Raw genomic sequence first — 14,538 nt, 5'->3', positions numbered from 1 at the left:
GAGCGGCAGGCGAAGGCTGGCAATCCCGGGTGTGTCCCGCGACACTGGGAAGATGACGCCCAAGGCCGCGAAACCGGCCACCGCGCTGGACCCGGCCGTCACCGAACGGATCGGTGACCTGCTGCGGGCCCACGGGCTGCGGCGGATGGCGTCGCGGATCCAGGTGTTGGCGGTGCTCGAGCCCGTCAACGGGCACCTGCCGGTGGCGGAGATCCACCAGCGGGTGCGCGCGTCCCTGCCGCCCGGCAGCCAGCCGCCCGACGTGGCGACCATCTACCGCACCGTGACGACGCTGGTCGATCAGGGGGTGCTGCACGCGCTGACCCTCGAGGGCGGCGTGACCACCTACGGCCTGGCCACCGCGCCCCATCACCACGCGGTGTGCACGCGGTGCGGCTCGATCATCGAAGTGCCCGCCCGGCAGCTGAGCTCGGCGCTGGAGCACGCGATGGCGGGCAGCTCCTTCGCGCTGTCGGAGGCGGCCGGCCTGACGCTGCACGGGCTGTGCCCGCGGTGCCAGCCGTCAGCCGAGGCTCAATAGCGCGTTTTCGACCACCTCGGGGAGCGCCGGATGAATCCAGTACTGGCCGCGCGCCATCTCCGCGGCGGTCAGGCCGAAGCTCATCGCCTGGATCAGCGGCTGGATGATCGACGACGCCTGATGTCCCATGATGTGCGCGCCCAGCAGACACCCGCTGTTGCGCTCGGCGATGAGTTTGACGATGCCGGTGGTGTCCTCCATCGCCCAGCCGTAGGCGACGTCGGCGTAGTCCTGCACCGCGACGGAGATGTCGAATCCGCGTGCGATGGCCTGGTTTTCGGTGAGGCCGACGGTCGCCAGCTGGGGATCGGTGAACACCGCGGACGGGACGAACCGGTGGTCGGTCACGGCCATCGACTCGGTGTCGTCCCAGTCGCACAGCAGGTTGTGCTGCACGACGCGGGCCTCGTGGTTGGCGACGTGTTTGAGCTGGTAGGGCGACGAGACGTCGCCGAGTGCGAAAACGCCGCGCGCCGAGGTTCTTTGGTATTCGTCTACCACCACCCGGCCGCTCTCGACGTCGATGCCGGCCTGTTCGGCGTCCAGCAGGTCGCCGTTGGGCAACCGGCCCGTCGCCACCAGCAGCAGGTCGGCGTTCAGGGTGGAGCCGTCGTCGAGCTCCAGGGAGACGCCCGAGCCGCGGTTGGCGGCGCGCGCGACCATCCGGTGGGTGCGCAGCTCCCATTTGCGCGCGGCGATGCGGGTAAACCGTTTGCAGATGGTGTCGTCGAAGTGCCGCAGCAGCGTGGAACCCCGCACGACGAGGGTGACGCGGACGCCGAGCGCGGAGAAGACGTGCGCGAATTCCGTTGCCACGAAGCCGCTTCCGATGATCACCAGGTGTTCGGGCAGCTCGGGGATGCGCATGATGGTGTCGCTGGTGTGGTAGTGCACGTCGGAGGCGAGGATGGTCGAGGGGATCACCGGACGCGAGCCCGCTGCGATCACCACCTGATCGGCGGTGAATTCCTCGCCGGCGTCGGTGCGCAACAGGTAGCGCCCGTCGGGCTGGACCGGCCGGAACCGGGTGTGCCGTTCGTACAGGTCGACATTGGGCAGCGAGCGCCGGTACTCCTCGCCGCTCATCGAGATGGGGTCGATGCGCCCGAAAACACGCGAGACGATCTCGTCCCAGCGCACCTGGTCGATGTGCGCGTCGATGCCGTAGCGGGCCGCGCCCCGGATGCCCGCGGCGACCTCGGCGGCGTAGACGAACATCTTCGTCGGGATGCATCCGACGTTGAGGCAGGTGCCCCCGAACGTGCCCTGCTCGCAGATCGCCGCGCGCTTGCCGGCGTAGCGGTCGTCGAGAATGGTGTTGCCCGAACCGGTTCCGATGATGGCGATGTCGTACGTCTCCATGCCCGGGCGGTCACCCCTTCTCCGAGGGTGCCGACGCGTCGGCGTTTTGGTTGCTGAGGTAGTGGTCCAGCCACGCGTCCAGTTCGCGGTATGCGGTCCGGCGCGGCTGGTTCAGCGACAGGAACACGTCGTGTTTCGCGTCGGGCACCGGGACGATGGTGGTGCGATTCCCGATGCAGCCGGCCCACTTGGCGATCTGGGTGACGTCGAGGACCGCGTCGCCGGTCTGCATGGATGCCGGGTCGCTGGTCTCCCGCACGGTGTGGTCGGAACGCAGGATCAGGTTGGGCACGCCGACGTCCAGGCCGCGGTGCAGCCGGGCCTGGCCGCGGCGGATGGCGTGCAACCAGCCGAGGGTGATGGGGAAGCCGCCCAGCGGCTTCCACTGCAGGTTGTAGTCGAACTCGCCGTGGTAGTCGCGGTGCAGGGTGGTGCCGTAGCCGCCTTCGGTCGACCCGCGGACCACGCCCTTGGACCGCACCCGGGACAGGCCGGCGATCAGCGCGGAGGTCGCCGAGTGGCGCAGCACCGCGGGACCGTGCAGGTCGAGGAACGGGCTGTTGAGCACCATGCCGCCGACGCCCCCGTGCGCGGCCGGGTCGCGCCGGCGCAGCCGGTCCAGCCACAACGGCACGATGAGCCCGCCGGAGGAATGGCCGTAAACCAGGACCTTGGCTCGCCGGCCGGACGGGCCGGGCTCGCGGATGACGGCCAGGGCGTGCTCGAGTTCGGCGTCGTAGTGGGCCAGGTCGGTGATGAAATGCGGGGTCTGGCCGTCGCGGCGCGAGCGGCCGCACTTCTGTAGGTCCAGCGCGTAGAAGGCAAAGCCGCGATCGGCGAAGCGGTCGGCCAACTCGGTGTGGAAGAAGTAGTCGGTGTAGCCGTGCACGGCCAGGACGGCGTGCCGCGCCGCGGTGGGCTCGCCCCGCCGGATCAGCGTTGCCACGATCTCGCCCTCGCCGGCGCGATCGGGCCCGAGCGGGATCGTGTGCTGCCAATAGCCGGGCAGCACGTCGGGCACCCAGCCAGTCACGAGGCCAGCTTAAAGGTTTTGCTGGTGACGGGTGGCCGCACGTGGCAAGTGCCCGGATCGCGCCGGGATAACCTGGGACGGTGTCAGGCCGAGGCGCAACCGCGCGCACCGATGTCGCGCTGGTGGGCGCCGGCGTCATGAGCGCCACGCTGGGGGCGTTGCTGCGGCGGCTGGAGCCGGGTTGGGACATCACCCTGATCGAGCGGCTGGACGCCGTCGCCGCCGAGAGCAGCAGCCCCTGGAACAACGCCGGCACCGGGCACTCCGCGCTGTGCGAGCTGAACTACACGCCGGAGAACCCCGACGGCTCGATCGACATCACCAAAGCGGTCCGCATCAACGAGGAGTTCCAGGTCACCCGCCAGTTCTGGGCGTACGCGATCGAGAACGGCATCCTGGCCGACCGCGGCTTCCTCAACCCGGTCCCGCACGCCAGCTTCGTGCGCGGGGCGCGCCGCGTGGACTACCTGCGGCGGCGGCAGCGCGCGCTGGCCCACAACCCCCTGTTCGCGCGCACCGAATTGATCGACGACCCGGGCGAGTTCGCGCGGCGGCTGCCGTTCATGGCCGCCAAGCGCGACTTCTCCGAGCCGACCGCGCTGAACTGGGCTGCCGACGGCACCGACGTCGACTTCGGTGCGCTGTCCCGCCAACTCGTCGGCTATTGCGTGCGCGGCGGGGCGACGGCGCTGTTCGGTCACGAGGTCCGCAACCTGACCCGCCAATCCGACGGCAGCTGGACGCTTCGGGTCCGCAACCGCCGCACGGGCGAAAAACGCCGGCTGAACGCCAAATTCGTGTTCGTCGGCGCGGGCGGGGACGCGCTGCCGCTGCTGCAGAAGTCGGGCATCAAGGAGGTCAGGGGCTACGCCGGCTTCCCGATCGGCGGCCGGTTCCTGCGCGCGGACAACCCCGCACTCACCGCCGCGCACCGCGCCAAGGTGTACGGAACCCCGGCACCCGGCGCGCCGCCGCTGGGCGCGCTGCATCTAGACCTGCGGTTCGTCAACGGGAAGTCGTGGCTGGTGTTCGGGCCGTACGCCGGGTGGTCGCCGAAGTTCTTGAAACACGGCCACTTCACCGACCTCCCGCGCTCGATCAAGCCGGACAACGTGCTGTCGATGCTCGGCGTCGGGGTCACCCAGCTGCCGCTGGTCAACTATCTGATCGGTCAGCTGCGCCTGTCCGAGCCCGACCGCGTGCGCGCGCTGCGCGAATTTGCTCCCACCGCAACGGATTCGGACTGGGAGCTGACGATCGCCGGCCAGCGGGTTCAGGTGATCCGCCGCGACCGGCGCCGGGGCGGGGCGCTCGACTTCAACACCACCGTGCTCGGCGCCGCCGACGGCAGCATCGCCGGGCTGCTGGGCGGTTCCCCGGGGGCGTCCACCGCGGTGCCTGCCATGCTCGACGTGCTGGCGCGCTGCTTCGCCGACCGGTATGCCTCGTGGCTGCCGACGCTCAAGGAGATGGTGCCGTCGCTGGGGACGGAGCTGTCCGGCGAGCCCGCACTGTTCGACGACGTCTGGGCGTGGGGCACCAAGGCGCTGGGGCTGGCGGCGCTATGACTGAAACGCTGCGCCGGTCCTGGTCCAAAGACCTTGACGCCCGGACCCTTTACGAGCTGCTCAAGCTGCGGGTGGAGGTGTTCGTCGTCGAGCAGGCCTGCCCGTACCCGGAGCTCGACGGGCGCGACCTGCTCGCCGAGACCCGGCACTTCTGGCTCGAGACGCCCGACGGCGAGGTGATCTGCACGCTGCGGCTGATGGAGGAGCACGCGGGGGGCGAGAAGGCGTTCCGGCTCGGGCGGCTGTGCACCAAACGCAGCGCCCGCGGCCAGGGCCACACCACCCGGCTGCTGCGCGCCGCGCTCGCCGAGGTCGGCGACTACCCGTGCCGGATCGACGCGCAGACATACCTGGCCGACATGTACGCCCAGCACGGATTCGTCCGTGCCGGTGACGATTTCGTCGACGACGGCATCCCGCACGTGCCCATGCTCAAGCCCTCCCGCTCCGGCCTGGCGGAGCAGCCGTGAGGCCGTATCCGTTCAGCGCGATCGTCGGGCACGACCAACTGCGGCTCGCCCTGCTGCTGTGCGCCGTGCGCCCGGAGATCGGCGGCGCGCTCATCCGCGGCGAGAAGGGCACCGCCAAGTCGACGGCCGTGCGCGGGCTGGCCGGGCTGCTGGCCGCCGCGACGGGAAATGGGGAGGCGGGGCTGGTCGAAATGCCGCTCGGCGCAACCGAAGACCGGGTGATCGGATCGCTGGACCTGCAGCGGGTGCTGCGCGACGGCGAGCACGCGTTTTCCCCGGGGCTGCTGGCCCGCGCCCACGGCGGCGTGCTCTACGTCGACGAGGTCAACCTGTTGCACGACCACCTCGTCGACGTGTTGCTCGACGCCGCGGCGATGGGGCGGGTGCACATCGAGCGCGACGGCGTCTCCCATTCGCACGAGGCGCGTTTCGTGCTGATCGGCACCATGAACCCGGAGGAGGGCGAGCTGCGCCCGCAGCTGCTGGACCGCTTCGGCCTCACCGTCGACGTGCGCGCGTCGCGCGACGTCGAGGTGCGCGCGCAGGTGATCCGCCAGCGCCTGGCCTACGAGGCGGACCCGGACGCGTTCGCGGCGCGCTACGCCGACGCGGACGCGGAACTGGCCCGCCGGATCGCCGCGGCGCGGGCACTGGTCGACGAGGTGGCCCTGCCGGACAACGAATTACGGCGCATCGCCGCGCTGTGCGCCGCGTTCGACGTCGACGGCATGCGCGCCGACCTGGTGGTGGCCCGCACGGCCGTCGCGCATGCCGCGTGGCGCGGCGCCAGGACCGTCGAGGAGCAGGACATCCGGGTGGCGGCCGAGCTGGCGTTGCCGCACCGCCGCCGCCGCGACCCGTTCGACGATCCCGGCATCGATCGCGACCAGCTGGACGAGGCCCTGGCGCAAGCCGGAACCGACGAACCCGAGCCCGATCCCGATCCGCCGGGTGGCGGACAGACCGCCGATGCGGTTGAGGAGCAACCGAATTCGAAGCCGCAGCGCGCGCCGTCGACGAAACCCAGCGCGCCGCCGTCGGCGACCTTTCGCACCCGGGCGCTGACCGTGCCCGGCGTCGGCGAGGGCGCCCCGGGCCGGCGGTCGCGGGCCCGTAACGCCTCCGGCAGCGTGGTGGCCGCCGCCGACGGAAGCGACGCCGGCGCGCACGGCCTGCACCTGTTCGCCACGCTGCTGGCGGCCGCCGAGCGCTCCGGCGCGGGCCCGCTGCGGCCGGGGCCGGGGGACGTGCGCCGCGCCATCCGCGAAGGGCGCGAAGGCAACCTGGTGATCTTCGTCGTCGACGCGTCGGGCTCGATGGCCGCCCGGGATCGGATGGCCGCCGTGAGCGGCGCCACCCTGTCGCTGTTGCGCGACGCCTACCAGCGCCGGGACAAGGTCGCGGTGATCACCTTCCGCCAGACCGAAGCCCGGCTGTTGCTCCCGCCGACGTCGTCTGCGCACATCGCCGGGCGGCGCCTGGCCCGCTTCGACACCGGCGGCAAGACCCCGCTCGCCGAGGGCCTGCTGGCCGCGCGCGAGCTGATCGTCCGGGAAAAGGCGCGCGACCGGGCGCGGCGCCCGCTGGTGGTCGTGCTCACCGACGGCCGGGCGACCGCCGGGCCGGACCCGTTGGGGCGCAGCCGAATCGCGGCGGCCCGGTTGCTCGCCGAGGGCGCCGCCGCGGTGGTCGTGGACTGCGAGACGTCGTACGTGCGGCTGGGGCTGGCCGGCCAACTCGCGGATCAGCTCGGCGCGCCGGCGGTGCGGCTGGAGCAGCTGCGCGCCGACCATCTCACGCGCGCCGTGCGCGACGCGGCCTGAGCGAGGATAACCGCCCATGCCACAGGGAAAACCGCTCGAAGTGCCCGACGACGGCCTGACCACCCGGGCGCGGCGCAACACGCCCGTGCTGGCGGTGCACACCGGCGCGGGCAAGGGGAAGTCGACGGCGGCGTTCGGAATGGCGTTGCGGGCGTGGAACGCCGGCCTGCGCGTGGCCGTGTTCCAGTTCGTCAAGAGCGCGAAATGGAAGGTCGGCGAGGAGGCGGCCTTCGCCCGGCTCGGCGAGCTCCACGACCGCGACGGCGCCGGCGGGGCCGTCGAATGGCACAAGATGGGCGCGGGCTGGTCCTGGACGCGCAAGGCCGGCAGCGACATCGACCACGCGGCGGCCGCGGCCGACGGGTGGGCCGAGATCGCGCGCCGGCTGGCCGCGCAGCGCCACGACTTCTACGTGCTGGACGAATTCACCTACCCGCTCAAGTGGGGCTGGGTCGACACCGACGACGTGGTCGACGCCCTGCTGGCCCGGCCCGGCCACCAGCACGTGGTGGTCACCGGGCGCGACGCCCCGCAGCGGCTGGTCGACGCCGCCGACCTGGTCACCGAGATGACCAAGGTCAAGCACCCGATGGATGCGGGGCGCAAAGGGCAGAAGGGCATCGAGTGGTGAGCGTCCCCGCGGTGGTCATCGCCGCGCCCGCCTCGGGTAGTGGAAAGACCACCGTCGCAACGGGTTTGATCGGCGCCCTGCGCGGGGCGGGCCATGCGGTCGCGCCGTTCAAGGTCGGCCCGGACTTCATCGACCCCGGCTACCACGGCCTGGCCGCCGGGCGCCCCGGCCGCAACCTCGATCCGGTCATGGTGGGGGAGCGGCTCATCGGCCCCCTCTACGCGCACGGCGCAGCCGGCGCGGACATCGCGGTGGTCGAGGGCGTGATGGGGCTCTTCGACGGGCGCATCGGAACGACGGCCCCCGCGGCGGGCTCCACCGCGCACGTCGCCGGCCTGCTGGGCACCCCCGTGGTTCTGGTGGTCGACGCGCGCGGCCAGAGTCACAGCATCGCCGCGCTGCTGCACGGGTTTTCGACCTTCGACGCCGCCACCCGCGTCTCCGGCGTGATCCTCAACCGGGTCGGGTCCGCCCGGCACGAGGAGGTGCTGCGGCAGGCCTGCGAGCAGGTCGGGGTACCGGTGCTGGGCGCCATCCCGCGCGCCGCCGAATTAGAGCTGCCCACAAGGTATCTCGGGCTCGTCACGGCCGTGGAATACGGGCGCCGCGCGCACGACGCGGTCGAGGCGATGACCACCCTGATCGCCCGCCACGTCGATGTGGCCGCGGTGGTTGCGGCCGCCCGGGGCGGCCCCGCCGATGCGCCGTGGGACCCCGCCGCGGCCGTGGGGGACAGGCCGCCCGCGCACGCCACGGTCGCCATGGCGGCCGGGAAGGCGTTCAGCTTCGGCTATGCCGAGCACGCGGAGCTGCTGCGCGCCGCCGGCGCCGACGTCGCCGAGTTCGACCCGCTCGTCGACGCGTTGCCCGACGGCACCGACGCGGTCCTGTTGCCCGGGGGCTTTCCCGAGCAGTTCACCGCGGAGCTGTCCGCCAACGACGTTGTCCGCCGCCAGATCAACGAGCTGGCCGCCGCCGGCGCGCCCGTGCACGCCGAATGCGCCGGGCTGATCTACCTGGCCGCCGAACTCGACGGGCACCCGATGTGCGGGGTGCTGGCCGGGTCGGCGCGGTTCACTCCGAACCTCACGCTGGCCTATCGCGAGGCCGTCGCCGTGGCCGATTCGCCGCTCTATGCCGCCGGCGAGCGGGTCGTCGGGCACGAATTCCACCGCACCGCAGTCACTTTCGCCCGGAGCTATCAACCGGCGTGGGTGTACCGGGGCGCCGACGCGGATCCCGTCCGCGACGGCGCCGTGCACGCCGGGGTGCACGCGTCGTACCTGCACACCCACCCGGCCGCGACGCCGGGCGCCGTGGGGCGCTTCGTCGCGCACGCGGGGCGGCAATCGCACAACCTTTAGGCTTGCCGGGTGACCGACAACGCCTACCTGGCTGGGCTGCGGCTGGCCGGCAAGAAGGTCGTCGTGGTCGGCGGTGGGACCGTCGCCCAGCGCCGGTTGCCCCTGCTCATCGCCAGTGGCGCGGAGGTGCACGTCATCACGCGCACGGCCACCCCGGCCGTCGAGGCGATGAGCGGAATCGTGCTGTCGGTGCGCGAATACCGCGACGGCGACCTCGACGGGGCCTGGTACGCGATCGCGGCCACCGACGACGCGCGAGTGAACGCGGCCGTCGTCGCCGAGGCCGAACGCAGCCAGATCTTCTGTGTCCGGGCCGACGTCGCCGTCGAGGGAACGGCGGTGACCCCGGCCACCTTCAGCTACGCCGGGTTGTCGGTGGGGGTGCTGGCCGGCGGCGAGCACCGCCGTTCCGCGGCCATCCGGTCGGCCATCCGGGAGGCGCTGCAGCAGGGGGTCATCACGCTGGAAGACCCGGAGAGCTCCGACGTGGTGCGCGGCGGGGTGGCGCTGGTCGGGGGCGGCCCCGGCGACCCTGAACTGATCACCGTGCGCGGGCGGCGGCTGCTCGCCCAGGCCGACGTCGTGGTCGCCGACCGCCTCGCGCCGCCGGAACTGCTCGCGGAGCTGCCGCCGCACGTAGAGGTCATCGACGCGGCCAAGATCCCGTACGGGCGCGCCATGGCCCAGGACGCGATCAACGACGTCATGATCGAGCGGGCCCGGTCCGGCAGCTTCGTCGTCCGCCTGAAGGGCGGGGACCCCTTCGTGTTCGCGCGCGGGTATGAGGAGGTGCTGGCGTGCGCCGAGGCCGGGATTCCGGTGACGGTGGTGCCGGGTGTGACAAGCGCCATAGGCGTGCCCGCCCTGGCGGGCGTCCCGGTCACCCATCGGGCGATAAATCACGAGTTCGTGGTGGTCAGCGGCCACGTCGCGCCCGGTCACCCCGAATCGTTAGTGAATTGGGATGCTTTGGCCGCGATGCGGGGCACCATCGTTTTGCTGATGGCCGTCGAACGCATCGAGCTGTTCGTCGATGTGCTGTTGAAAGGCGGCCGACCTGCACAGACGCCGGTGTTGGTGGTGCAGCACGGGACAACCGCGGCTCAGCACACGTTGCGGGCCACCCTGGCCGACACGCCGGAGAAGATCCGCGCCGAGGGGATCCGACCTCCGGCGATCATCGTGATCGGGGCCGTCGTGGGCCTGAGCGGCGTTCGGCGTTTAAAAGATTCTTAAGATTACTGTAAGGTAACCCATTATGACGGCTCTCAACGACGCAGAGCGCGCGGCCCAAACTTGGACCTCCGCACGCCCCGATCGTCCGGCCCCGGTGAGCGCTACGCCGCCGGCGGAGACCGCCTCCTCACGCATCGGCAGGTATTCCCCGGCGTGGCTGCCGTCCTGGCGGTTCATCGCGGCGGTCATCGCCATCGGTGGCATGCAGCTGCTGGCGACCATGGACAGCACGGTCGCGATCGTCGCGCTTCCCAAGATCCAGAATGACCTGAGCCTGTCCGACGCCGGGCGTAGCTGGGTCATCACCGCGTACGTGCTGACCTTCGGCGGGCTGATGCTGCTCGGCGGGCGCCTCGGCGACACCATCGGCCGCAAGCGCACCTTCATCGTCGGCGTCGCGCTGTTCACCATTTCCTCCGTGGCGTGCGCCGTGGCCTGGGACGAGGCGACCATGGTCATCGCCCGGCTGCTGCAGGGCATCGGGTCGGCGATCGCGTCGCCGACCGGTCTGGCACTGGTCGCGACCACCTTCCCGAAGGGGCCCGCGCGCAACGCCGCGACGGCGGTGTTCGCCGCGATGACCGGGGTCGGCTCGGTGATGGGCCTGGTGGTCGGTGGCGCGCTGACCGAGTGGTCCTGGCGGCTGGCGTTCCTGGTCAACGTGCCGATCGGGCTGGTGATGATCTACCTCGCCCGCACCGCGCTGCGGGAGACCAACCGGGAGCGGATGAAGCTCGACGCCACCGGCGCCATGCTGGCCACGCTGGCGTGCACCGCCGCGGTGTTCGCCTTCTCGATGGGCCCGGAGAAGGGCTGGATCTCGGTCACCACCATCGGCTCGGCGGCGGTGGCCCTGGCGGCCGCGCTGGCCTTCGTCGTGGTGGAACGCACCGCCGAGAACCCCGTGGTGCCGTTCGCGCTGTTCCGCGACCGCAACCGGCTGGTCACCTTCGCCGCGATCTTTTTGGCCGGCGGGCTGATGTTCAGCCTGACCGTGTGCATCGGCCTGTACGTGCAGGACATCCTCGGCTACAGCGCGCTGCGCGCCGGCATCGGCTTCATCCCGTTCGTCATCGCGATGGGGATCGGCCTGGGTGTGTCGTCGCAGCTGGTGTCGCGGTTCTCCCCGCGGGTGCTGACGATCGGCGGGGGCCTGCTGCTTTTCTGGGCGATGATCTACGGGTCGTTCTTCATGCACCGCGGCGTGCCCTACTTCCCCAACCTGGTGCTGCCCATCATCGTCGGCGGGATCGGGATCGGCATTTGCGTGGTCCCGCTGACGCTGTCGGCGATCGCGGGCGTCGGTTTCGACCAGATCGGGCCGGTGTCGGCCATCGCGCTGATGCTGCAGAGCCTGGGCGGGCCGCTGGTGCTGGCCGTCATCCAGGCGGTGATCACCTCCCGCACGCTGTACCTGGGCGGCACCACCGGCCCGGTGAAGTTCATGAACGACGTGCAACTGCGCGCGCTTGACCACGGCTACACCTATGGGCTGCTGTGGGTGGCCGGCGTGGCCGTCATCGTCGGCGCCGCGGCGCTGCTCATCGGCTACACGCCCCAGCAGGTCGCGCACGCGCAAGAGGTCAAGGACGCGATCGACGCGGGCGAGTTCTAGCCCCCGCCTCGGCAGTTGCACTTTCGCGTCGTCGATTTTCGGCTGACAAACGCCACTGGTTAGGCTGGCCCGCTGTGATCACCCGGATGTCTGAGCTGTTCCTGCGCACCCTGCGCGACGACCCCGCCGACGCCGAGGTGCCCAGCCACAAGCTGCTCATCCGGGCGGGCTACGTGCGGCCCGTCGCGCCCGGGCTGTACAGCTGGCTGCCCCTCGGCCTGCGGGTGCTGCGCAGGATCGAGCGGATCGTGCGCGACGAGATGAACGCCATCGGCGGCCAGGAGATCCTGTTTCCGGCGCTGCTGCCGCGCGCCCCGTACGAGACGACCAACCGGTGGACCGAATACGGCGACGGCGTGTTTCGGTTGCAGGACCGCCGCGGCAACGACTACCTGCTGGGCCCCACGCACGAGGAGCTCTTCGCGCTGACCGTCAAGGGCGAGTACAGCTCCTACAAGGACTTTCCGCTGCTGCTGTTCCAGATCCAGAACAAGTACCGCGACGAGGCGCGCCCCCGGGCCGGCATCCTGCGCGTTCGGGAGTTCGTGATGAAGGACTCCTACTCGTTCGACATCGACGACGCCGGGCTCAAGGCCGCCTACCACGCGCACCGCGACGCCTATCAGCGCATCTTCGCCAAGCTGCAGGTGCGCTACGTCATCGTGTCCGCGGTCTCCGGCGCCATGGGCGGCAGCGCGTCCGAGGAGTTCCTGGCCGAGAGCGAAGTCGGCGAGGACACCTTCGTGCGCTGCCTGGAGTCCGGGTACGCGGCCAACGTCGAGGCCGTCGTCACCGCCCGCCCGGAGGCGCGCCCGATCGACGGGCTGCCCGACGCGGTGGTGCACGACACCGGCGACACCCCGACGATCGCCACCCTGGTCGAGTGGGCCAACGCGGCTGGCCTGGGCCGCGAGGTCACCGCGGCCGACACCCTGAAGAACGTGCTGCTCAAGGTCCGCCAGCCGGGCGGGGAGTGGGAGCTGCTGGCCATCGGGGTGCCCGGCGACCGGGAGGTCGACGACAAGCGGCTGGGCGCGGCGCTGGAACCGGCCGACTACGCGCTGCTCGACGACGCCGATTTCGTCAAGTACCCGTTCCTGGTGAAGGGCTACATCGGACCGAAGGCGTTGCGGGACAACGGTGTTCGCTACCTGGTCGACCCGCGGGTGGTGGACGGCACCAGCTGGATCACCGGCGCCGACGAGCCGGGCCGGCACGTCGTCGGGCTGGTGGCGGGCCGGGACTTCACGGCCGACGGCACCATCGAGGCCGCCGAGGTGCGCGACGGCGACCCGTCCCCGGACGGGGCCGGCCCGCTGGTGTCCGCGCGCGGCATCGAGATCGGCCACATCTTCCAGCTCGGCCGCAAGTACACCGACGCGTTCACCGTCGACGTTCTCGGCGAGGACGGCAAGCCGGTGCGCCTGACCATGGGCTCCTACGGCCTGGGCGTGTCGCGGATGGTGGCCGTCATCGCCGAGCAGCACCACGACGAGCTGGGCCTGCGCTGGCCGGCGGCCGTCGCGCCGTTCGACGTGCACCTGGTCATCGCCAACAAGGACCCCGAGGCCCGCGCCGGGGCGACCGCGCTGGCCGCCGACCTGGACCGGCTGGGCCTCGAGGTGCTGCTCGACGACCGCCAGGCGTCGCCCGGGGTCAAGTTCAAGGACGCCGAGCTGCTGGGCGTGCCGCGCATCGTCGTGGTGGGGCGGGGCTGGGCCGACGGCAAGGTCGAGCTGCGGGATCGCTTCGACGGGCAGACCCGCGAGCTGACCGTGGGCGCCTCGCTGGCTACCGACATCGCGGCGGCCCTGAGCGGGTAGCGCTAGTCGTTGCCGCCCGGGAAGCTGGTCGTGATGGGCCAGGCGCCCAGCACCCGGTTCCACCGGGCGCCCATGACCGTGCTCTGCGTCAGGGCGTTCGCGGCGAACGCGCGGTCGTCCGCCGTCTCCGCGTGCTCGATCACCGCGCGCCACGCCGTCGCGCAGTCGTTCTCCATCCGGGCCGCCAGCCGCGCCGCGTCCGCCGGGCTGCCCACCAGCATCGGCAGCTGGTAGCCGGCCGCGGCGACCGGCGCGGTGACCTTGCGCGCGGCCAGCATCGCGATGACGTCGTCGCGGCGCTGGCGGTGCTCGCCGAGGGCCTGCACCACCATGTCGTTGACGCTGGGCGGTGACAGCGCGGACACGATGCCGTAGCCGTAGATCGTCGAGTGTTCGATGGCCAGCGCGTCGCACAGCGCCGCGTTGTCGGCGTCTTTTCCTGATGTCATATCGACGGTCCCCCGGGCACCAGCGCCACGGTCGCGGACGCCGTGCACGACGCGGCGATCGACGCCAACAGCCCGGACCGATAGCCCGACTCGGTCGTCACCAGCCGGCTCGCGGCCTCGGCGGATGCGCGCAGCGAATTGATCACATCGGGCACCGGCGGCGGCGGTGGTGGCGGGCCCGGCGGCTCGGCGGGGGTCGGGCTGGGGCTGGTGCCCGTGGTCTCGCTGCCCGACGGGGCGAGCTTGCCGGCCGCCCGGGAGATCTCGGTGGACAGCGCGCGGGCGTGCGCGGCGCGCTGGGTCGCGACCACGGTCAGCGCGGCCGCGACCTGGGGCGCGAGACCCACCGCCGTGGCTGCGGCTCCGGCCAGCGCGCTGTCTTTGCGGGCCTGGTCCAGCGGCCCCACCAGGTTTTCGGCGGCGGGCGGCTTGGGCTGCGACTGGCCGCAGGCGGACGCGACCACCCCGAGCGCGGCAAGGACCGCGGCGCCGGCGAGCACACCCCGCCGGTTGGTAACCGGTACTCCGCTAGGCACAGCAACATCCTGCCATTGCGCGAAGGGGGGCAGGTCCAAGGACCGTGACCACGCGCGATCACGCCGTCATCGGCGATTCCTGGCGTA

13 protein-coding genes are annotated in these 14,538 nt (G+C 71.7%); 9 read left to right on the top strand and 4 right to left on the bottom strand.

Going from position 1 to position 14,538, the window contains the following annotated elements; genetic code table 11:
- Window positions 1-52 precede the first annotated feature (52 nt).
- Window positions 53-541: a Fur family transcriptional regulator gene (locus AC5Y7V_RS09710; RefSeq protein ID WP_499879834.1), complete on the top strand. Its 489-nt coding sequence runs from the start codon at window positions 53-55 to the stop codon at window positions 539-541.
- Here AC5Y7V_RS09710 and mtr read toward each other — a convergent pair.
- Both mtr and AC5Y7V_RS09700 read right to left on the bottom strand, forming a co-directional pair.
- Window positions 524-1,903, bottom strand: a complete 1,380-nt coding sequence (mtr, locus tag AC5Y7V_RS09705; protein ID WP_499879833.1) for a mycothione reductase — start codon at window positions 1,901-1,903, stop codon at window positions 524-526. The two genes, AC5Y7V_RS09710 and mtr, sit on opposite strands and share 18 nt — an antisense overlap.
- Before the next feature lie 10 nt (window positions 1,904-1,913).
- Window positions 1,914-2,936, bottom strand: coding sequence for an alpha/beta hydrolase (locus AC5Y7V_RS09700; RefSeq protein ID WP_499879832.1), 1,023 nt, complete (start codon window positions 2,934-2,936; stop codon window positions 1,914-1,916).
- A gap of 80 nt (window positions 2,937-3,016) precedes the next feature.
- Between AC5Y7V_RS09700 and mqo the strand changes: the two genes are divergently transcribed.
- The 8 genes from mqo (at window position 3,017) to AC5Y7V_RS09660 (ending at window position 13,466) form a co-directional block, all read left to right on the top strand.
- A complete protein-coding gene (gene mqo / locus AC5Y7V_RS09695) occupies window positions 3,017-4,504 on the top strand; it encodes a malate dehydrogenase (quinone) (protein ID WP_499879831.1) in 1,488 nt (495 codons plus the stop codon).
- Window positions 4,501-4,974, top strand: a complete 474-nt coding sequence (locus AC5Y7V_RS09690; protein WP_499879830.1) for a GNAT family N-acetyltransferase — start codon at window positions 4,501-4,503, stop codon at window positions 4,972-4,974. The genes mqo and AC5Y7V_RS09690 overlap by 4 nt, the downstream gene beginning before the upstream one ends.
- Window positions 4,971-6,797: a magnesium chelatase subunit D family protein gene (locus AC5Y7V_RS09685; RefSeq protein ID WP_499879829.1), complete on the top strand. Its 1,827-nt coding sequence runs from the start codon at window positions 4,971-4,973 to the stop codon at window positions 6,795-6,797. The genes AC5Y7V_RS09690 and AC5Y7V_RS09685 overlap by 4 nt, the downstream gene beginning before the upstream one ends.
- 16 nt (window positions 6,798-6,813) lie before the next feature.
- Complete coding sequence (cobO, locus tag AC5Y7V_RS09680) at window positions 6,814-7,428, top strand: cob(I)yrinic acid a,c-diamide adenosyltransferase (RefSeq protein WP_499879828.1); 615 nt, start codon at window positions 6,814-6,816, stop codon at window positions 7,426-7,428.
- Window positions 7,425-8,792 (top strand): cobyrinic acid a,c-diamide synthase CobB, encoded by a 1,368-nt coding sequence (locus tag AC5Y7V_RS09675; RefSeq protein WP_499879827.1) that lies wholly within the window; start codon window positions 7,425-7,427, stop codon window positions 8,790-8,792. Before cobO ends, AC5Y7V_RS09675 begins: the two co-directional genes overlap by 4 nt.
- A 9-nt stretch (window positions 8,793-8,801) precedes the next feature.
- Entirely contained in the window at window positions 8,802-10,028 is a 1,227-nt protein-coding gene (gene cobA, locus AC5Y7V_RS09670; protein ID WP_499879826.1) for a uroporphyrinogen-III C-methyltransferase, read from the top strand.
- 22 nt (window positions 10,029-10,050) lie between these two features.
- Window positions 10,051-11,643 (top strand): MFS transporter, encoded by a 1,593-nt coding sequence (locus AC5Y7V_RS09665; RefSeq protein WP_499879825.1) that lies wholly within the window; start codon window positions 10,051-10,053, stop codon window positions 11,641-11,643.
- A 74-nt stretch (window positions 11,644-11,717) separates the two neighbouring features.
- Window positions 11,718-13,466 (top strand): proline--tRNA ligase, encoded by a 1,749-nt coding sequence (locus AC5Y7V_RS09660; protein ID WP_499879824.1) that lies wholly within the window; start codon window positions 11,718-11,720, stop codon window positions 13,464-13,466.
- A gap of 2 nt (window positions 13,467-13,468) precedes the next feature.
- Here AC5Y7V_RS09660 and AC5Y7V_RS09655 read toward each other — a convergent pair whose 3' ends face one another.
- Window positions 13,469-13,915, bottom strand: coding sequence for a ferritin-like domain-containing protein (locus AC5Y7V_RS09655; RefSeq protein ID WP_499879823.1), 447 nt, complete (start codon window positions 13,913-13,915; stop codon window positions 13,469-13,471).
- Window positions 13,912-14,451, bottom strand: a complete 540-nt coding sequence (locus AC5Y7V_RS09650; protein WP_499879822.1) for a twin-arginine translocation signal domain-containing protein — start codon at window positions 14,449-14,451, stop codon at window positions 13,912-13,914. Before AC5Y7V_RS09650 ends, AC5Y7V_RS09655 begins: the two co-directional genes overlap by 4 nt.
- Window positions 14,452-14,538: the final 87 nt, after the last annotated feature.

The organism is Mycobacterium sp. NGS34, assembly GCF_059812845.1.
The sequence above is the reverse complement of the archived record's forward strand: the minus strand, read 5'-3'. Positions and strand labels throughout refer to the sequence as shown.